This is a genomic window from Fictibacillus sp. 5RED26 (assembly GCF_015903895.1).
In the GTDB taxonomy this organism is placed as follows: domain Bacteria; phylum Bacillota; class Bacilli; order Bacillales; family Fictibacillaceae; genus Fictibacillus; species Fictibacillus phosphorivorans.
In genome coordinates this window covers 144,845-164,268 of sequence record NZ_JACZDU010000004.1, presented here as the reverse complement: position 1 = coordinate 164,268, position 19,424 = coordinate 144,845, and the positions used below count along the sequence as shown (strand labels likewise).

Annotated in this window: 17 protein-coding genes; 16 read left to right on the top strand and 1 reads right to left on the bottom strand. The window is 39.0% G+C overall.

The genetic code is table 11. The features are described from left to right. The first annotated feature begins 13 nt into the window (after positions 1–13). From accD to IHV10_RS15655, 5 genes are all read left to right on the top strand, one after another. Positions 14–868 carry an acetyl-CoA carboxylase, carboxyltransferase subunit beta gene (gene accD / locus IHV10_RS15675; protein ID WP_197131568.1) on the top strand — a complete coding sequence of 285 codons (855 nt, stop codon included), beginning with the start codon at positions 14–16 and terminating at the stop codon, positions 866–868. 3 nt (positions 869–871) lie between these two features. Next, positions 872–1,849 (top strand): acetyl-CoA carboxylase carboxyl transferase subunit alpha, encoded by a 978-nt coding sequence (gene accA, locus IHV10_RS15670; protein ID WP_197131565.1) that lies wholly within the window; start codon positions 872–874, stop codon positions 1,847–1,849. A 118-nt stretch (positions 1,850–1,967) separates the two neighbouring features. Further along, entirely contained in the window at positions 1,968–2,927 is a 960-nt protein-coding gene (gene pfkA / locus IHV10_RS15665) for a 6-phosphofructokinase (RefSeq protein WP_137788670.1), read from the top strand. Positions 2,928–3,018: 91 nt separating this feature from the next. Then, the gene (gene pyk / locus IHV10_RS15660; protein WP_197132118.1) at positions 3,019–4,773 is read left to right on the top strand and encodes a pyruvate kinase; all 1,755 of its coding nucleotides are present in this window, start codon (positions 3,019–3,021) and stop codon (positions 4,771–4,773) included. Positions 4,774–4,874: 101 nt separating this feature from the next. Further along, positions 4,875–5,270, top strand: a complete 396-nt coding sequence (locus IHV10_RS15655) for an FxsA family protein (protein WP_197131562.1) — start codon at positions 4,875–4,877, stop codon at positions 5,268–5,270. Between the two features lie 300 nt (positions 5,271–5,570). Here IHV10_RS15655 and ytvI read toward each other — a convergent pair whose 3' ends face one another. Then, the gene (ytvI, locus tag IHV10_RS15650) at positions 5,571–6,689 is read right to left on the bottom strand and encodes a sporulation integral membrane protein YtvI (protein WP_231619585.1); all 1,119 of its coding nucleotides are present in this window, start codon (positions 6,687–6,689) and stop codon (positions 5,571–5,573) included. 54 nt (positions 6,690–6,743) lie between these two features. Here ytvI and IHV10_RS15645 point away from each other — a divergent pair, with 54 nt between their 5' ends. The 11 genes from IHV10_RS15645 (at position 6,744) to coaE (ending at position 19,394) form a co-directional block, all read left to right on the top strand. After that, complete coding sequence (locus IHV10_RS15645; protein WP_197131555.1) at positions 6,744–7,205, top strand: DUF441 domain-containing protein; 462 nt, start codon at positions 6,744–6,746, stop codon at positions 7,203–7,205. 250 nt (positions 7,206–7,455) lie between these two features. After that, positions 7,456–8,571 carry a citrate synthase gene (gene citZ / locus IHV10_RS15640; protein WP_197131552.1) on the top strand — a complete coding sequence of 372 codons (1,116 nt, stop codon included), beginning with the start codon at positions 7,456–7,458 and terminating at the stop codon, positions 8,569–8,571. Positions 8,572–8,686: 115 nt separating this feature from the next. Then, complete coding sequence (gene icd / locus IHV10_RS15635; protein WP_197131549.1) at positions 8,687–9,955, top strand: NADP-dependent isocitrate dehydrogenase; 1,269 nt, start codon at positions 8,687–8,689, stop codon at positions 9,953–9,955. Between the two features lie 75 nt (positions 9,956–10,030). After that, complete coding sequence (mdh, locus tag IHV10_RS15630; RefSeq protein ID WP_066396759.1) at positions 10,031–10,969, top strand: malate dehydrogenase; 939 nt, start codon at positions 10,031–10,033, stop codon at positions 10,967–10,969. An 82-nt stretch (positions 10,970–11,051) separates the two neighbouring features. Then, positions 11,052–11,528 carry a MaoC family dehydratase gene (locus tag IHV10_RS15625; RefSeq protein ID WP_197131547.1) on the top strand — a complete coding sequence of 159 codons (477 nt, stop codon included), beginning with the start codon at positions 11,052–11,054 and terminating at the stop codon, positions 11,526–11,528. 375 nt (positions 11,529–11,903) lie between these two features. Further along, entirely contained in the window at positions 11,904–12,614 is a 711-nt protein-coding gene (locus IHV10_RS15620; RefSeq protein WP_197131545.1) for a response regulator transcription factor, read from the top strand. Continuing rightward, positions 12,614–14,344, top strand: coding sequence for a two-component system histidine kinase PnpS (pnpS, locus tag IHV10_RS15615; RefSeq protein WP_197131543.1), 1,731 nt, complete (start codon positions 12,614–12,616; stop codon positions 14,342–14,344). The genes IHV10_RS15620 and pnpS overlap by 1 nt, the downstream gene beginning before the upstream one ends. A gap of 210 nt (positions 14,345–14,554) precedes the next feature. Next, on the top strand, positions 14,555–17,197 hold the full coding sequence (polA, locus tag IHV10_RS15610; protein ID WP_197131526.1) for a DNA polymerase I: 2,643 nt from the start codon (positions 14,555–14,557) through the stop codon (positions 17,195–17,197). A gap of 59 nt (positions 17,198–17,256) precedes the next feature. Beyond that, a complete protein-coding gene (mutM, locus tag IHV10_RS15605) occupies positions 17,257–18,078 on the top strand; it encodes a DNA-formamidopyrimidine glycosylase (RefSeq protein ID WP_197131523.1) in 822 nt (273 codons plus the stop codon). A 61-nt stretch (positions 18,079–18,139) separates the two neighbouring features. Further along, positions 18,140–18,781, top strand: a complete 642-nt coding sequence (ytaF, locus tag IHV10_RS15600) for a sporulation membrane protein YtaF (RefSeq protein ID WP_197131520.1) — start codon at positions 18,140–18,142, stop codon at positions 18,779–18,781. A 16-nt stretch (positions 18,782–18,797) separates the two neighbouring features. Further along, complete coding sequence (coaE, locus tag IHV10_RS15595) at positions 18,798–19,394, top strand: dephospho-CoA kinase (RefSeq protein WP_197131517.1); 597 nt, start codon at positions 18,798–18,800, stop codon at positions 19,392–19,394. The last annotated feature ends 30 nt before the right edge of the window (positions 19,395–19,424 follow it).

The following is a 19,424-nucleotide window of genomic DNA, read 5'->3' as shown; positions in this document are numbered from 1 at the left end:
GTGTTATTCATTTATGATAAAAGGATTGTTTGTAAAAAAGAAAAAATATGCCACAATACCGACTGGTAAAGTTAAACAAGACGTACCAGAAGGGATTATGAGTAAATGTCCAGAATGCAAGCACATCATGGTAACAAAAGAACTAAGAAAAAACTTGCTTGTTTGTCAAGGTTGTCAATACCATTATCCAATGTCATCACAAGAACGAATAGCTGCACTGATTGATGAAGGAACATTCACAGAATATGACGCAGATATGATTTCAGGAAATCCTTTAGAGTTTCCTGATTATGTGGAGAAACTTGAAGGCGACCGAAAGAAAACCAAAATTAACGAAGCTGTTGTTACAGGTGCAGGTCAGATAGATGGCCTTGATGTAACATTAGCGGTTATGGATTCTCGCTTTAGAATGGGTAGCATGGGTTCTGTTGTAGGTGAGAAGATCACACGTGCGATCGAGCACGCGATCGATAAAGAAACACCGTTTATTATCTTTACAGCATCAGGTGGAGCTAGAATGCAAGAAGGCGTTTTAAGCCTGATGCAGATGGCTAAAACGAGTGTCGCTCTTAAACGATTAAGTGACAGAGGGTTGCTGTTCATCTCTATCATGACACACCCAACTACTGGGGGAGTTTCCGCAAGTTTCGCATCTGTTGGTGATTACAATTTTGCTGAACCTAAAGCCTTAATTGGGTTTGCTGGCAGAAGAATCATCGAGCAAACCATTCGCCAAGAATTACCAGATGATTTTCAGACTGCTGAGTTTTTATTGAAGCATGGACAGTTAGATAAAGTCATTCATAGAAGCGAAATGAAGAAAACATTGAGTACGCTATTAAAGATTCATACAGAAGGGAGGGTGTAAGGCATGGCTGCAGAACTAGAATTTGAAAGACCGATACATGAGCTGGAGAAAAAGATCGCAGAACTTAAATCATTTATGGATGAAAAAGATATTGATTTAACTGATGAGATCAAAAGGCTAGAAGAAAAATTGTCTAACCTAGAAAACAGTACGTATTCAGAGATGAAACCTTGGGATCGTGTTCAAATTGCCAGACATGCTGAACGCCCAACCACCCTTGATTATATTAACTATCTGTTTACGGATTTCATCGAATTACATGGAGACCGTCTTTTTGGTGACGATGAAGCGATCGTTGGAGGCGTAGCTTTTTATAAGAATCTACCTATAACGATCATCGGACACCAAAGAGGGAAAGATACGAAAGAAAATCTTCGTCGTAATTTTGGGATGCCACATCCAGAAGGCTATCGTAAGGCACTTCGCTTAATGAAACAAGCGGAGAAGTTTAATAGACCTATTATCTGTTTCATTGATACAAAAGGAGCATATCCAGGAAAAGCAGCTGAGGAAAGAGGGCAGAGTGAAGCGATTGCTCGTAACCTAGTTGAGATGGCAGGATTAACTGTTCCTGTTATTTGTGTTGTGATCGGAGAAGGTGGAAGCGGTGGAGCATTAGCATTAGGTGTAGGGAATTATGTACACATGCTCGAGAACTCAACCTACTCTGTTATCTCCCCAGAAGGTGCAGCTGCCATTCTTTGGAAAGATGCTTCGATGGCGAAAAAAGCAGCAGAATCGATGAGAATCACTGCTCCAGACTTAAAGGAGTTAGGAATTATAGATGAGATTATTGAAGAAGTTAAGGGCGGAGCACATAAAGATGCTAAATACCAGGCGGAATTGATCGACCAGGTTTTGGAAACTTCTTTAGATTCTCTGTTGTCTATGTCTCAAGAAGAGCTCATAAATCAACGCTATGAAAAATATAAAAAAATCGGACAATTTGGGTTTGTAAACGATTCCATTGTTGTTAAATAGGGAATGTGCCTTTCTGCTTGTAGAAAGGCGCATTTTTTTGCCTATTGTTGTCTATTGTGTTCAACATTTGAACATGATATTTTAATAAGACGAGAGAACTAGAGAGGTGAAATGTTTCATGAAGCGGATAGGAGTTCTAACAAGTGGTGGCGATTCACCAGGCATGAACGCTGCGATTCGGGCGGTTGTTCGAAAAGGAATCTACCATGACTTAGAAGTTTATGGGATATACAATGGTTATGCAGGACTAATTTCGGGGAATATTAAGAAACTAGAATTAGGATCTGTTGGAGATATTATACATCGTGGAGGCACGATGCTTCATTCAGCACGTTGTTTAGAGTTCAAAACACCAGAAGGACAACAAAAAGGTATCGAGCAGTTAAAAAAATTCGGTATCGAAGGATTAGTCGTTATTGGTGGAGACGGCTCTTTCCAAGGTGCTAAGAAATTGTCTGAACAAGGTTACCCAACGATTGGTGTACCTGGTACGATCGACAATGACATCCCTGGTACAGATTTTACAATCGGTTTTGATACAGCATTAAACACGATTATCGATGCTATCGACAAGATTCGTGACACAGCTACTTCACATGAGCGTACTTATATCATTGAAGTTATGGGACGTGACGCTGGTGACTTGGCTCTATGGGCTGGCCTTGCAGATGGAGCTGAGACGATTCTCATTCCAGAAGAAGACCACAAGATGGATCAAGTCGTACAAAAGCTGCAACGAGGACACGAGCGCGGTAAGAAACATAGTATCATTATTGTCGCAGAAGGCTGTGGAAGCGGCGTGGATGTTGCTAAAGAGATCGAAAGGCTTACAGACTTCGAAACAAGGGTTACTGTTCTGGGGCACATTCAACGCGGTGGTTCACCTACAGCTTTTGACCGGGTATTAGCAAGCCGTCTAGGTGCGCAAGCGGTTGAACTCTTATTAGAAGGCAAAGCTGGTCGTACAGTAGGTATTGAAAATAACAAACTTGTTGATTATGACATTACAGAAGTATTATCTAGAAAACATTCGATAGATAGACAAATGTACAAGTTATCACAAGAACTATCCATATAATCTGCTTAATGCATCGTACGGCTGCGGGTTAACTGCAGAAGCCTTACGATGCCTTTCTGCGAAAAAAGAAAATCAGGAGGCCATTTACATGATGCGCAAAACAAAAATCGTTTGTACGATAGGACCGGCAAGCGAAAGTATTGATAAGTTAAAAGAATTAATGAATGCTGGGATGAACGTTTCCCGCCTAAATTTCTCTCACGGTGACTTTGATGAGCACGGTCAACGAATCATCAACATTCGTGAAGCATCGAAAGAGCTTGGAAAAACAGTTGCGATCTTGTTAGATACAAAGGGACCTGAAATCCGTACTCAAACGCTAGAAGGCGGAGTAGCTGAACTTGTTGCTGGAAACGAATTAATCGTTTCTATGGAAGAAGTAGTGGGTAACGACAAAAAGATCTCTGTAACATATCCAGGTCTTGTTGAAGACGTACATGTTGGATCAAGAATCCTGCTTGATGACGGACTGATCGAACTTGAAGTAACAGCGATCGGCGAAAAAGAACTGACTACAAAAATCTTAAACTCCGGTACATTAAAAAATAAAAAAGGTGTAAACGTACCTAACGTAAGCGTGAAACTTCCCGGTATCACAGACAAAGATGCAAAAGATATCGAATTTGGTATCGAGCAAGGTGTTGATTTTATTGCTGCGTCATTCGTACGTCGTGCAACAGATGTTCTTGAAATTCGTGAGATCTTAGATCGACACAACGCTAACCATATTCAAATCATCCCTAAGATCGAGAACCAAGAAGGTGTAGACAATATCGATGAGATCCTTGCTGTTTCTGACGGTCTTATGGTAGCACGTGGTGACCTTGGTGTTGAAATTCCGGCTGAAGAAGTACCTCTTGTACAAAAGATGCTGATTAAAAAGTGTAACGAGCTTGGAAAGCCTGTTATTACAGCAACTCAAATGTTAGATTCTATGCAGCGTAACCCGCGTCCAACACGTGCTGAAGCAAGTGACGTAGCAAACGCGATCTTTGACGGAACAGATGCGATCATGCTTTCAGGTGAAACAGCTGCTGGTACTTATCCAGTTGAAGCGGTTCTTACCATGCATAAGATTGCTAGCCGTGCTGAGAGTTCTTTGAACTATAAAACATTATTATCTTCAAGAAGCAAAGAAAGCAAAACGACAATTACAGACGCGATTTCTCAATCTGTTTCCTTTACAGCTCTTAACCTTGATGCAGATGCTGTTATTACTGCTACTGAAAAAGGACAAACAGCTCGTATGATTTCGAAATATCGTCCAAAAGCTCCTATTATCGCTGTAACAAGCAACGAAGACGTTTGCCGTAAGCTTGCACTTGTTTGGGGAGTAACACCTGTAAAAGGTGAGAAAGCTGGAACAACAGATGAAATGTTCCAAATTGCGATTGATTCAGCGATTAAAGCTGAAGCTGTTCAACATGGGAACCTTGTAGTGATCACCGCAGGTGTACCAGTAGGTGAATCAGGATCTACAAACTTGATGAAAGTTCACATTATTGGTGATGTGCTTGCTAAAGCTCAAGGAATCGGACAATCATCAGCTTCAGGGAAAGTAGTAGTAGCTAAAACAGCTCAAGAAGCGATGGAAAAGATGACTGAAGGCGCAATTCTTGTAACAGTTGGAACGGACCGTGATATGATTGCTGCATTTGAAAAAGCATCAGCTGTTATTACAGAAGAAGGCGGATTAACAAGCCATGCTGCTGTATGTGGAGTATCTCTAAGTATTCCTGTTATCGTTGGCTTACAAAATGCTACGGAAATCTTTAAAGATGGCCAAGAGATCACGATCGATGCTTCTGTTGGATACATTTATGACGGAAGAAAGAACGTTATCTAATTATACGAAAAGAGAAGGGTGAAACCTTCTCTTTTTTGATACGTAAAAAATGGCATAGGCTTAATCTCCTTATTATTTGTTTAACGAAAGCGGTGATTTAAATGTTCCGTAAGCTATTACCTATATTTATTCTTATTCCTGCTATTGAAGTAGCTCTGTTTATCTTGGCAGGGCAATATATAGGAATTCCTGCAACGATTGCTGGAATATTTATTACCGGTATATTAGGTGCTTATTTGGCAAAAAAAGAAGGGGTAGAGACGCTTCAACGCGTGAAGATGCAGCTCGAGAGCGGTCAGATGCCAGGAGAAGCAGTTCTTGATGGGGCATGTATTCTGGTCGGCGGTGCATTACTCTTAGCACCTGGATTTCTAACTGACATTATAGGTTTCTTCTTACTTATCCCTCCACTAAGAAAACCAGTGAAGTTGTGGATGAAAGCGAAACTCTTCCAAAAGATGCAATCAGGACAGTTTTACTTCATAAAAAGAAGGTAAGTTTGATGGGTACCGACAGAGTCAACAAAGGAAACCGTATGAGGGTGTTTTCTAAAAGATTTTTGCTTTCAGTCTGTTTATTTACTCTTCTTTGCAAATTGGTTGTAGTGGAAGGTTGTCGACTCCTACGGGACGAGCGGTCAGGTGAGACTCCTAATGGCACGTAGTGGCAGGAGGCTCACCGGTCGCCCCGTGGAAAGCGAGCAACCTGGAGCGGAAACCAACTACTTACAAATACATCCCTGAATTCAAAAACAATTAAACAAAAAGAACGATGCTCACTTCCAGCATTCGTTCTTTTTATTTGTGTATAGGCTTCATAACAAATTGATAGATCTCATGAAAGAACTTTGCTTCGTAGAGTGCACGAATAACAACTAGGATAACAGGTCCTATGATAAGGCCAACAAACCCAAGAAGCTGGAATCCAGCAAATAAAGAGACTAGTGTAGCAAGAGGATCGAGTCCGATCGTTTTTGATAAAAGCTTTGGTTCCATAATCTGTCTTTGTATAACAACAACTCCATATAAAATGGATAGTCCGATCGTCAGCGTATAATTTCCTGTTAAGAAACAATAAGCGATCCATGGCAGAAAGACAGCACCTGTCCCAAGGTATGGCAGTAGATCTATCGCCCCAATCAGAACAGATATGGTAACTGCATAATCAATTCGCATCAACAAAAGACCTACTAATACGATACATGCTGTGATAGAGATTAAGGTTAACTGTGCTTTTAAAAAACCGAATAAAGCTTTTCTTAGTTCTACATATACCGTTGTGACGGTGTGGATTAATTTTTCAGGAAAGATCGCGTTAAGAAACCCTATCAGTCGATACCAGTCTTTACTTATAAAAAAAGCAGCGAGAAGAGAAAAGATAAAAACCGTTAAAAAAGTTGGAAGACTTACGATCATTAGAGAGACACTATTAATCACGGCCTGTGTCATACTAGATGCATTCGTGGTTATTCCTGTTCCAATCTTCTCGATATTATCCATGACCGTTTCTTGTTGATCGGTTCCCAACTTGCTATAGATAGAGAGTAAATCTTGATATAAAGGGAGAACGTTCATTTTAAATGATCGTTCAAAGTAAAAGACCAATTCTTGAATATAAGCGGGTAACTCATGTGCAATATAGGCAAAACCAGTCATCATCTCTTGAATGAGCAAGGTTAGTAACAAGACAATTACACCTAAAAGGCCTAATATAGAAAGAATGACGGCAAGTGCTCGATTCACTTTAAAACGATTTACGATAAAGTCTACAAACGGGTTGATCATAAGCGCTATGATTGCGCCTGCTATGAAAGGATAAAGAATAGCAGAAACATAATAGCCAGAAAAAATAAGGGCAACAGCGAGGGATAGAATAAATCCAATACGCAATAAACGATGTGTCAGTTCAGCATACAAATTTTCCACCTGCCTTTACGTACATATAAATTAGTGAGAAAGGAATGAAAATCTATGGGACCTTTACTGTTTTTATTCGGATTATTAATCATTGGCTTATTGGCAAAAAATCAATCTTTAATCGTCGCGGTCGCCTTTTTGTTAGTGTTAAAATTTACCGGTATGGGTGATAAATGGTTTTCTGTTATACAGCAAAAAGGGATAAATTGGGGTGTGACGATCATTACAATTGCCGTATTAGTTCCGATAGCATCTGGTGAGATTGGGTTTAAACAGTTGTCTGAATCATTGCGTTCTTATTATGCGTGGGTTGCTCTATTATCGGGCATTTTCGTAGCGGTAATCGCAAGTAAAGGACTTCATCTGCTTCAGAATGATCCTCATATTACTGCTGCTTTGGTCTTTGGAACGATCCTGGCCGTCGCTCTTTTTAAAGGAGTTGCTGTAGGACCATTGATCGGGGCAGGAATTGCATATATGGCTATGAAAGTAGTTGGAATGTTTTCAGGTTCATGACGCTTTCCGCACGAAATAAGTGATATCCGTTCACAAATATCAGATTATTGTTTATAATTGATGTGTATGTCCCATTTCCTTTAAATAGTCTTTCATTTTTCAAGTCTCAGTTTCGAGATTAAAAAAGTTGGGAATGTAACCTTGAATCCGGCTTTTTTATTACATGGAAAATGTAAGCTCTTTCTATTTTTTAAAAAGTGAAACAATTAAAGGAGAAGAGAGAATAACAGAAAAAAAAGGAGAGATAGCCATGACAGCTACAAGAGGATTAGAAGGAATTGTTGCAACGACTTCTTCTGTCAGCTCTATCATTGACGATGTATTAACCTATAGAGGATATAGCATTGATGACTTAGCTGAACATGCAACTTTTGAGGAAGTTGTATACTTGCTTTGGAATGGTAAACTGCCTTCCCAATCTGAACTAGAATCTTTTAAATCAGAACTTGCTGAGGCTAGTGAGCTGCCCGCAGAATTGTTGGAACAAATGAAATCGCTTCCTTTGAAGAATACACATCCTATGACTGTATTGCGTACAATCGTGTCAACATTAGCGATGTATGATTCAGAAGCAGAGGATATGTCTACAGATGGAAACTACAAAAAAGCCATCCGTCTTCAAGCACAGATGTCATCACTTGTAACGGCATTTGCACGTATTAGGGAAGGAAAAGATCCGATTGCTCCTAAAAAAGAACTTAGCTATGCAGCTAACTTCCTATATATGCTTACAGGTAAAGAACCTGATGAAATTTCTGAAACAGCTTTTAATAAAGCATTAGTTCTACATGCTGACCATGAGCTAAATGCATCCACGTTCACTGCACGTGTTTGTGTAGCTACTCTTTCTGATATCTATTCAGGCATTACAGCAGCGATCGGTGCTTTAAAAGGACCACTTCATGGTGGAGCAAACGAACAAGTAATGAAGATGCTTTCTGAGATCGGTGAAGAAGCAAACGTAGAATCTTACTTGGACAACGCGATTGAGAACAAACAAAAGATCATGGGCTTTGGTCACCGTGTATACAAGAACGGCGATCCACGTGCAAAACATTTGCGTGAAATGTCTAAACAGCTAACATCGATTACAGGTGAAGAAAAATGGTACACAATGAGCGTAAAGATTGATGATACGCTTAAGCAGAAGAAAGGCTTGCTGCCAAACGTAGATTTCTATTCTGCTAGTGTTTACCACAGCTTAGGTATCGACCATGACTTATTCACGCCAATCTTTGCGATCAGCCGTGTTTCTGGCTGGATTGCACATATCTTAGAACAATATGAAAACAACCGTTTAATCCGCCCTCGTGCTGAATATATCGGACCTGACATGCAGCAGTATGTTGCTTTAGAACAAAGATAATATAAAAACTATAGGTTATATCTTTAAAAGAGAAGGGATTCTTCTTCTCTTTTCCCTATGTTTTTTAGTAGACTAGTATAGTACATGCAATACAAGAATTAGGAGGAATTTAGAAATGTCTAACGGAGAACGTATTACAGTCGACAATGGTGTATTAAACGTACCAAATCAACCGGTGATCCCTTTTATCGAAGGTGACGGAACGGGTCCTGATATTTGGGCTGCTGCTTCACGTGTATTAGAAGCTGCTGTTGAAAAAGCATATAACGGTGAGAAAAAGATCGTTTGGAAAGAAGTATTAGCAGGAGAAAAAGCGTTTAACCAAACAGGAGAATGGCTTCCTGCAGAAACGCTTGATGTGATTCGCGATTACATAATTGCGATTAAAGGACCATTAACAACGCCAGTAGGCGGAGGAATCCGTTCTTTAAACGTTGCACTTAGACAAGAGTTAGATCTATTTACTTGTCTTCGTCCAGTTCAATACTTCAAAGGTGTGCCTTCACCAGTAAAACGCCCTGAAGATACAAACATGGTTATTTTCCGTGAGAATACAGAAGATATCTATGCTGGTATCGAGTATGCGAGTGGATCTGATGAAGTGAAAAAGTTGATTCAATTCCTACAAGATGAAATGGGTGCTAACAAAATCCGTTTCCCTGAAACTTCAGGTATCGGTATTAAACCGGTTTCTTCAGAAGGTACTCAACGTCTAGTTCGTGCAGCGATTCAATATGCGATCAACGAAGGACGTAAGAGTGTAACACTTGTTCATAAAGGAAACATCATGAAATATACAGAAGGTGCTTTCAAGAACTGGGGTTATGAGTTAGCTGAAGCTGAGTTTGGTGACAAAGTATTCACATGGGCTCAGTATGACCGCATTGTTGAAGAAAGCGGAAAAGATGCTGCGAACAAAGCACAAGCAGATGCAGAAGCTGCAGGTAAGATCATTGTTAAAGACTCTATCGCTGATATCTTCTTACAACAGATCTTAACTCGTCCAGCTGAGTTTGATGTAGTAGCTACAATGAACTTAAATGGAGATTACATCTCTGATGCTCTTGCTGCACAAGTTGGTGGTATCGGTATCGCACCAGGTGCAAACATCAACTACGAAACAGGACATGCAATCTTTGAAGCAACTCATGGTACTGCTCCAAAATATGCTGGTCTTGATAAAGTAAATCCATCATCTGTAATTCTTTCAGGTGTGTTGATGCTTGAACATCTAGGATGGGGAGAAGCTGCTAAATTAGTACTTTCTTCAATGGAAAACACAATCGAAAGTAAAGTTGTTACTTACGACTTTGCACGTTTGATGGACGGCGCTACAGAAGTTAAATGTTCTGAGTTTGCTGACGAACTAATCAAAAACATGTAATCTAACTGACCCCTTTTTATAAGGGGTCTTCTCAACATATTTTATGTTTTTTAAACTGTTCCTGGAGGGAAAGACATGGCTAACAAACGAAAAAAGATTTCGGTTATTGGTGGAGGATTTACAGGAGCAACAACGGCTTTTATCCTAGGACAAAAAGAAGTTGGGGATGTAGTATTAGTTGATATTCCTCAAATGGAAAACCCTACAAAAGGTAAAGCGCTAGACATGATGGAAGCAAGTCCTGTTCAAGGTTTTGATGCATCGATTACGGGTACGAGCGATTATGCAGATACAGCAGAATCTGATGTGGTTGTTATTACAGCAGGAATTGCTCGCAAGCCTGGTATGAGTCGTGATGATCTTGTAAACACAAACGCTGGAATCATGAAGAGCGTAACGAAGGAGATCGTTAAACATTCTCCGGATTGCACGATTATCGTCTTAACAAATCCAGTCGATGCCATGACTTACACAGTATTAAAAGAATCTGGTTTTCCTAAAAGCCGTGTAATCGGACAATCAGGAATACTAGATACAGCACGTTTCCGTACATTTGTTGCTATGGAACTTAACGTATCTGTAAAAGATGTTACTGGTTTTGTTCTTGGTGGTCATGGAGACGATATGGTGCCACTCGTACGCTACTCTTATGCAGGTGGAATCCCGTTAGAGAAATTAATCTCTAAAGAGCGTTTAGATGCTATTGTTGAGCGTACACGTAAAGGTGGAGGAGAAATCGTTAATCTCTTAGGTAACGGATCTGCCTATTATGCACCAGCTGCTTCTTTAGTTGAGATGGTAGAAGCGATCGTTAAAGATCAACGAAGAGTGCTTCCTTCAATCGCCTTTTTAGAGGGTGAGTATGGTTATGATGGTATCTGTCTTGGCGTCCCAACGATCTTAGGCGGTGGCGGTCTAGAAGAAATCATTGAACTTGAGCTGACGGCAGAAGAGAAAGCAGCGCTTGATCAATCGGCAGAATCTGTTAAATCCGTTATGAAAGTATTAGCATAAGCGTGTGAGAGATTCGGGCAGATCCCCGAATCTTTTCTCCAGATATTTATGAAAGCGTTATCATCTAGAGGGGGGTCTTTAAATGCTGATCGGAAAAAAGCGAAAACTCGGAAGAAAAATAGACGAGATCCAAGCTGGGGAAAAATTAGAGATGCAAGAAACAATTGAAGATAAAGATCTTCTATTGTATTTAGGCTTAACGAACGATAACAACCCACTATTCATCCAACACGATTATGCAACATTGACACCTTATAAAAAGCCTGTCGTGCCACAAGTCATGCTGATGGGTATGGTCACTTCAGCAGTATCAAAATATTTACCGGGTCCTGGAAGTTCGATCGTTGAATCAAGTTTCACATTTATTAAACCCGTTTATCATTATTCCAAATTAACCTTTTTATTTGAAATTACAGAAGTAAATAGAGACAAGCATATTGTGCATATGAACGTTAGAGCAGAGAATGAGGAAGGAATCGAAGTGTTAAAGAGTCATTTACACGTTTGTCCTCCATATGCTCCAAAATCGATTACATCTAATACAATGGAAAATTTCTAAACCTTTCATATGAAAGGTTTATTTTTTTGCTCATATAATGTTGATAAATTCACTATGTCCTCTTTAAATTTACAAATATGATGTAAATGTACATAGGAGGCATACAAGGGGATTTTATACGAGGTAAACACCATTATATCCGTAGATAAGAACCATATATCCGTAAAACTACCGATTAATTACGTATATAAAATTTTTTATCCGATTTATCTGTCCCAATGTCCCAATTTGAACAATAAGTCTAAAAAAACCTTATCAATGTAAAGGGAATGTTAAGGATATGTAAAGCCACTATGAAAATTTTGCGATTTTTGTACACACTATAAAAAAAATAGTATGATGAATCTGTACAAGTCGTAAAAAGGTGGGAATATGATGAGCCAAAAGTTACTCGTAGTAGAAGATGAAATTTCGATCTCAACATTGTTGCAATTTAACTTAGAACAAGCAGGATTTCAAGTAATTACGGCAATGGATGGCAAGAGTGGATTAGAAAAAGCAGAAAGCGAAGAACCTAATCTAATCATATTAGACCTTATGCTGCCGGAAATGGATGGAATAGAAGTATGTAAAGAACTCCGTCTAAGAAAATTAAATATTCCTATTCTCATGTTAACGGCTAAGGATGATGAGTTTGATAAAGTGTTAGGACTTGAGTTAGGTGCAGATGATTATATGACGAAACCGTTCAGTCCACGTGAAGTGGTTGCAAGGGTGAAGGCAATCCTACGAAGATCATCATCAGCGAATACGGACTCAGAAAAGAAAAAAGAAGAAGTAGAACATCTTAAAATTGGAGAAGTTGATATTTACCCAGAAAATTATGAAGCGTATTTCAAGGAAAAAGCACTAGAACTTACACCAAAAGAATTCGAACTGCTTGTTTACCTTGCTAGACATAAGAGCCGAGTTCTTTCGAGGGAACAGCTGCTTTCTGCAGTATGGAACTATGATTTTGTAGGTGACACACGAATTGTTGATGTTCATATCAGTCATTTAAGGGAGAAGATCGAGAATAATACTCGTAAGCCAATTTATATTAAAACCATAAGGGGATTAGGTTATAAGCTAGAGGAGCCTCAATAATGCATGATTTTAAGAACCGAGTACTTACCTTTTTCCTGCTCGGTATTTTATTGGTTTTTATTCTATTAGCTCTCATTATGGGGAACATCGTTCATCATAGTGTGAAAGATAAGCGTATGGAATTTTATAAAGGTGAATTAAGTCTAATTGAACAAGTTCTTAAGACTGAAAAATCAAAATCAACCATAACGAACTTATTAAGAACGGCCTCTGAAGATCTTAAGGGTGAGATTTATATACTTGATTCAGATTGGAATGTAAAATACACATCTGACGGAGACAGTCCAAGAAACATGTCTTCGTATTACCCAAAAGATAAAAAAACGAATGATCAAAATCTTGTGCTAAAGAATGACAACGGTAAATTATTTTATACGTTAAAAAAGAAAGATGAAACAGGATATATACAGTTTGCAATTCCTGAAGGTGCTGCGGAATCTGAAGAGAGATCGATTTGGATCATGATGTCGATCGGTTTCCTTATCTGCTTTATCATCATTCTGTACGTATCCCTCAAAGTGATTCATAAGATTGTTAGACCTGTAGAAGAGGCTACTCAGACTGCGAAAGAGCTTGCCAAAGGTAATTTCAAAGCAAGAACGTATGAGTATTTTGGGGAAGATATTGGTGAGTTAAACTACTCATTAAATGTATTAGCCCGTAACCTAGAGAAGATGACAAAATCCCAAGAATCACAGCACGATCGCTTGATAACATTGATCGAAAACATGGGAAGCGGACTTATTCTTATTGATAAAAATGGATATATCAACTTAGTAAACAAAACGTTCAAAGAACTGTTTAAAGAGCATACGGATTATTGGACGGGTCATCTCTTCTATGAAGTGTTTCCTTACACATCTATTAAGGATATTGTAAAAGAAACGTATTTAACTGAAAAAAAAGTTAGAAGAAACACGGTTATTCCAATTCACATCGATACGAAACATTTCGATGTCTATAGTGCACCTGTCCTGAACGCAAGAGGTAAGCTAAAAGGGATCGTGCTTGTATTTCACGATATAACAGAGCTTAAGAAACTCGAGCAAGTAAGAAAAGATTTTGTGGCTAATGTTTCACATGAACTCAAAACACCGATCACTTCTTTAAAAGGGTTTGCTGAGACTTTATTAGATGGTGCAGGTGAAAATGAAGAGTTTAGAAATAAATTTTTAACGATCATGTTAAATGAAAGTGATAGGCTTCAAGCACTTATCCAAGACTTGTTAGACCTTTCTAAAAGTGAGCAAGGTTTTCACCTAGAAACTCAATCTATTGATCTTGGTGCTTTAGTAAACGATACCTTTGAGATTCTTCAGCCTAAAGCTGAAAAGAAAGGCATTATTCTATCCGTTGATGTTACTGGCCAAACCATTATGGACGGAGATTCACCTCGATTGAAGCAGATCATCATTAACCTTGTTTCAAACAGCTTAACGTACACGCCTGTTGGTGGCCGTGTAAACGTAGTGGTGGAAGAACTACAGAATCATGTGAGGCTGCTGATTAAAGATACTGGAATTGGCATCAAGGAAAGTGAGATCCCTCGAATATTCGAACGCTTTTACCGTGTGGATAAAGCAAGAAGCAGGAATTCGGGAGGCACTGGATTAGGGCTTGCGATCGTTAAACACCTTGTAGAAGCTCATCACGGAACCATTGAAGTTCAAAGTAAGCCAGGTGAAGGTTCTCAGTTTACAATTCTATTTCCAAAAAAGTTCGAGTTATAAGATTTACAATTCCTTAACACGCTTGTTTTCTTTAATTAACAGTTAAATCTTATGATTAAGTTATCCTTTTTCAGTACCCCCTTAGCGAGAGTCCTTCATGGATTCTCGCCTTTTTTATGGCCAAGAACTCTTCTATTCCTACTTTTTTGTTTCTGGTTGTCATCGTGATACAATAGATGATAGAAGAAATGTCCTCAGGAGGTTACGGACTTGGCAAAAACAAACAAATTAGTACTTATTGATGGAAATAGTATTGCATATAGAGCTTTTTTTGCTCTACCACTTTTAAACAACGATAAAGGTATTTATACAAACGCAGTATACGGGTTTACTCAGATGCTTCTGAAAATTTTAGAAGATGAAAAGCCTACTCATATCCTCGTCGCTTTTGATGCAGGGAAAACGACATTCCGACATAAGACATTTGGTGAATATAAAGGTGGTCGTCAGAAAACGCCACCCGAATTGTCAGAGCAGTTTCCTTTTATCAGACAGTTGTTAGATGCATTTAAAATCAAACGGTATGAGCTTGAAAATTATGAAGCAGATGACATTATTGGAACACTTGCTTCTTATGCTGCCGATGGGAACTGGGATGTAAAAGTGTTCACCGGTGATAAAGACTTACTTCAACTTGTTACTCCTGATGTTGAAGTGGTGTTGACAAGAAAAGGAATCACTGAGGTTGAGGCATATACCGTTGAACAAGTGAATGAGCGGTACGGAATTACGCCGCACCAAATCATTGATATGAAGGGGCTCATGGGAGACCCTTCTGACAATATTCCAGGAGTACCTGGGGTCGGAGAAAAGACTGCGATCAAATTGATCAAACAATATGGAACGATCGAAAAAGTTCTAGATTCAATTGATGAAATCTCAGGTGCTAAGCTTAAAGAGAGATTAACAGAGAACAAAGAACAAGCCATTATGAGTAAAGAGCTTGCTACGATAACGAAGGAAGCTCCTATTAAAATCGGTCTAGATGAGACGGATTACGAGGGTTATGAAACGTCTTCTGTTTTTCCTCTTTTCAAAGAATTAGGATTTAATTCATTGCTCGAACGATTGGGTGGCGATGAAGAAATTCTTCAGGATGAAGAAAAAGAAGAGCTTAACTTTAAAACGGTAACCAAAATCGAGGCTGATATGTTAAAAAGCCCTTCATCCCTTATTGTAGAAACGCTTACTGAAGATTATCATAAAGCTAAAATTCATGGTTTCGCTGTAAGTAATGATGCTGGAACATTTTATATTCCTTCAAGTCTTGCAGATCAATCAGAAGAATTTCAGGAATGGCTGCAAGACGACAATCAAAAGAAGAGAATGTTTGATGCCAAGAGAGCTCATGTTGCCTTTCATGGGCAAGGAATCGTGTTGAACGGAATCGATTTTGATATTCAACTCGCTTCATATCTGCTAAATCCTTCTGAATCGTTAGATGAAGTAGCAGATGTTGCGAAGCAGTATGGCAAATCTAATGTAGACGTAAACGAGGCTGTATACGGAAAAGGTGCTAAGAAGAAGCTGCCAGAAGATGAAGCTGTCCTCGCTGAGCACCTCTGTAGAAAAGCTCATACTGTCTTTCAATTGAGCGACCTTTTGGATGAGAAGTTAAAAGAAAATGAACAGAGTGATCTGTTCTATCAGTTAGAGATGCCATTAGCTCTCGTTTTAGCTAAGATGGAAGAGTTCGGCGTTAAAGTAAAATCAGACACACTTCAAAAAATGGGTGCTGACCTAGATATACAGTTAACAACACTTGAAAAAGACATTCACGAACTAGCTGGAGTATCCTTCAATATTAACTCGCCTAAACAACTAGGAGAAATATTATTTGAGAAGTTGAACCTGCCGCCTGTTAAGAAAACTAAGACAGGTTACTCGACTTCTGTTGATGTATTAGAGAAATTAGAAGGCAAGCATGAGATCATTAACAAGATTCTTATCTATCGTCAACTTGGTAAGTTAAGGTCTACTTATATTGAAGGTCTGTTAAAAGTAGTTAAAGAAGATACGGGTAAGATTCATACACGCTTCAATCAGGTACTTGCTCAAACAGGAAGACTGAGTTCTATCGATCCTAATCTTCAAAACATCCCTATTCGTTTAGAAGCAGGAAGAAAAATCAGACATGCCTTCGTTGCATCACAGCCTGGCTGGAAGATTCTTGCCGCTGATTATTCGCAGATCGAACTGCGCGTATTGGCTCATATCTCTCAGGATGAAAACTTGATGGAAGCTTTTAAGTTGGAGATGGATGTTCATACGAAAACGGCCATGGATGTTTTTCATGTGGAAGAGAGTGAAGTTACATCTGAAATGAGAAGGCACGCTAAAGCCGTTAACTTTGGTATTGTATACGGAATTAGTGATTATGGCCTATCACAAAGCCTAGGTATCACGAGGAAAGAAGCTGGAGAATTTATAGCGTCCTATTTGGATAGTTTTCCTGGTGTCCAGCAGTACATGAAGGACAGCGTTTCTGAGGCAAAACATAATGGTTTTGTTTCAACTCTGCTTCATAGACGACGTTATCTGCCTGAAATTAATAGCAGAAACTTTAACCTGCGTAGTTTCGCGGAGAGAACAGCTATGAATACGCCGATTCAAGGAACTGCTGCAGATATCATTAAAAAAGCGATGGTCGATATGGATCAGCGGTTAACTGACGAGAAACTTGAAGCTAAAATGCTGCTCACTGTACATGATGAACTTATTTTTGAAGTACCAGAAAATGAGCTGCAAAAACTTGAAGAAATCGTTTGTGAAGTAATGGAATCAGCAGTAGAACTTGATGTACCTTTAAAAGTAGATGTGAACTGGGGAGATTCCTGGTTCGAAGCAAAATAATAAAGAAACAGCATCCTATAGATCCAGGGTGCTGTTTTTCTAATAAGGTTGGTGAAAGGATGCCTGAGTTACCAGAAGTCGAAAATGTTAAAAACACACTGAATCAATTCCTACCAGGAAAAATGATTACAGATGTAAAAATATACTGGGAAAATATTATTAAACATCCAGGTACTGAAGAATTCATCTTGAAGTTGAAAGGTCAAACCTTTCAAAATGCGTATCGAAGAGGGAAATTTATAATATTTCATCTTGATGAAGATGTATTGGTGTCTCACCTTAGGATGGAAGGGAAATATGGCTTGAATCAAAGCGATGAGCCAGCTGATAAGCATACTCACGTTATTTTTCAGTTTTCTGATGGAACTGAACTAAGATATCGAGATGTGAGAAAATTTGGGACGATGCATCTGTATCCAAAAGGAACAGAGGGGAGTCATGCTCCGTTAAAAACTTTAGGTGTAGAACCACTTTCGGATTCCTTAACAGCCGCTCTACTAAAAAAGCTGTTTGCTAATCGGAAACGTAACATAAAATCGGTATTGCTTGATCAGACTCTTCTGGCTGGTTTAGGCAACATTTATGTAGATGAAGTACTGTTTCAGGCAGGAATCCATCCAGAGACACCAGCTAATTCTCTAACTCTACCTCGGTTAAAGAAGTTGAAAACAGCGATTACTGAAATCCTTTCTGAGTCTGTGAAGCACGGAGGAAGCTCAATCCGTTCCTATACGAACGCAGTGGGTGAGACAGGCGGTTTTCAGCTGAAATTATTTGTTTATGGCAGAAAAAATGAAGCATGCCGTGTGTGTGGTACTGAGATCGAACGATTAGTTGTAGCGGGTAGAGGAACTCACATCTGTAAGACTTGTCAAAAATAAACCATTTCTGTACTCCTTTCATATACTACGTTTACCGTTAACTGAAAGGAGTACAGGAACAATGGTGGCTTACTCATTTGTTTTACTGGCACTAGCCGTCAGCCTGGACAGTTTTGGAGCCGGATTAACGTATGGAATGAAATCCATTAAAATTCCTTTTCGCTCCATTATGATCATCGCAATTTGTTCAGCTGTTACCTTTTTACTTTCGATGTTGCTTGGATTTACGTTAGAACAATTTATTTCACCTAAAACAGGTGAGATATTGGGAGGCGTGATTCTTCTCGGAATCGGAATCTACTCTCTATGGCAGGTTTTCTTACCAGAGAAAGAAAACGTTGAGTGCATGGAAAAAGAACCTAAGAACATTGTGCTTTTTGAAATTAAGTCGTTGGGAATCGTCATACACATACTTAAGAAACCAGTTATGGCAGATATCGATAAGTCTGGTTCAATTACGGGCTTAGAAGCTGTACTGCTTGGAATAGCATTATCGCTTGATGCCTTTGGAGCGGGAATAGGTGCAGCACTCATCGACTTGTCTCCTTCATTAACAACCATTACAATTGCGGTGATGAGCGCTTTATTCTTATGGGGTGGTATGGTTTTAGGATTATATCTTTTTAACAAAACAAACTGGATGAAGGGATTATCCATTCTGCCAGGCGTTTTGTTGATTGTAATGGGATTATTAAAAATGTAACACTGGAGGATAACTTGTGATTATTGGATTAACTGGAGGCATTGCAACGGGAAAATCAACAGTCAGTAACATCATCAGAGCTCAAGGAATTCCTGTAGTCGATGCTGATATCATTTCTAGAGAAGTTGTTATGCCAGAGAAAGAAGCGTATGAGAAGATCGTTGCCTGCTTTGGTGAACAGATAGTAAATGATGACAAGACAATAAACAGAGCAGGATTAGGAGAGATTATTTTTAACGATACTGAAAAGAGGACGATGCTAAACGAGATTGTTCATCCTGCTGTTAGAAAGGAAATGAGACAGCAAGCAGATGATTATCTACGTTCAGGAGAGTCTATAGTGGTTATGGATATACCACTTTTATTTGAGAGTAAGCTTACACATATGGTAGATCAAACGTGGTTAGTATATGCAACGCCCGAAATACAACTTCAAAGATTGATAAATCGTGATCATTTTTCTGAGAAGCAAGCGAAGTCTAGAATCCATTCCCAGATGCCGATCACAGAAAAAAAGGAATTAGCAGATGTAGTAATCAACAATAATGGATCTCTTTCTGCATTAGAAAATGATGTTCTTTCCTTGCTAAAACAAACAAAAAAACAGACCTGATAACCATTTCAGGTCTGTTTTTATCTATAT

What these genes read in the sequence shown, in the direction of transcription:
- IHV10_RS15625 (WP_197131547.1), top strand. Translation starts at nt 11,052, where the DNA reads ATGCTGATCGGAAAAAAGCGAAAACTCGGAAGAAAAATAGACGAGATC.
- mdh (WP_066396759.1), top strand. Translation starts at nt 10,031, where the DNA reads ATGGCTAACAAACGAAAAAAGATTTCGGTTATTGGTGGAGGATTTACA.
- pfkA (WP_137788670.1), top strand. Translation starts at nt 1,968, where the DNA reads ATGAAGCGGATAGGAGTTCTAACAAGTGGTGGCGATTCACCAGGCATG.
- citZ (WP_197131552.1), top strand. Translation starts at nt 7,456, where the DNA reads ATGACAGCTACAAGAGGATTAGAAGGAATTGTTGCAACGACTTCTTCT.
- IHV10_RS15655 (WP_197131562.1), top strand. Translation starts at nt 4,875, where the DNA reads ATGTTCCGTAAGCTATTACCTATATTTATTCTTATTCCTGCTATTGAA.
- accD (WP_197131568.1), top strand. Translation starts at nt 14, where the DNA reads ATGATAAAAGGATTGTTTGTAAAAAAGAAAAAATATGCCACAATACCG.
- ytaF (WP_197131520.1), top strand. Translation starts at nt 18,140, where the DNA reads ATGGTGGCTTACTCATTTGTTTTACTGGCACTAGCCGTCAGCCTGGAC.
- pyk (WP_197132118.1), top strand. Translation starts at nt 3,019, where the DNA reads ATGCGCAAAACAAAAATCGTTTGTACGATAGGACCGGCAAGCGAAAGT.
- IHV10_RS15645 (WP_197131555.1), top strand. Translation starts at nt 6,744, where the DNA reads ATGGGACCTTTACTGTTTTTATTCGGATTATTAATCATTGGCTTATTG.
- mutM (WP_197131523.1), top strand. Translation starts at nt 17,257, where the DNA reads ATGCCTGAGTTACCAGAAGTCGAAAATGTTAAAAACACACTGAATCAA.
- accA (WP_197131565.1), top strand. Translation starts at nt 872, where the DNA reads ATGGCTGCAGAACTAGAATTTGAAAGACCGATACATGAGCTGGAGAAA.
- IHV10_RS15620 (WP_197131545.1), top strand. Translation starts at nt 11,904, where the DNA reads ATGAGCCAAAAGTTACTCGTAGTAGAAGATGAAATTTCGATCTCAACA.
- pnpS (WP_197131543.1), top strand. Translation starts at nt 12,614, where the DNA reads ATGCATGATTTTAAGAACCGAGTACTTACCTTTTTCCTGCTCGGTATT.
- icd (WP_197131549.1), top strand. Translation starts at nt 8,687, where the DNA reads ATGTCTAACGGAGAACGTATTACAGTCGACAATGGTGTATTAAACGTA.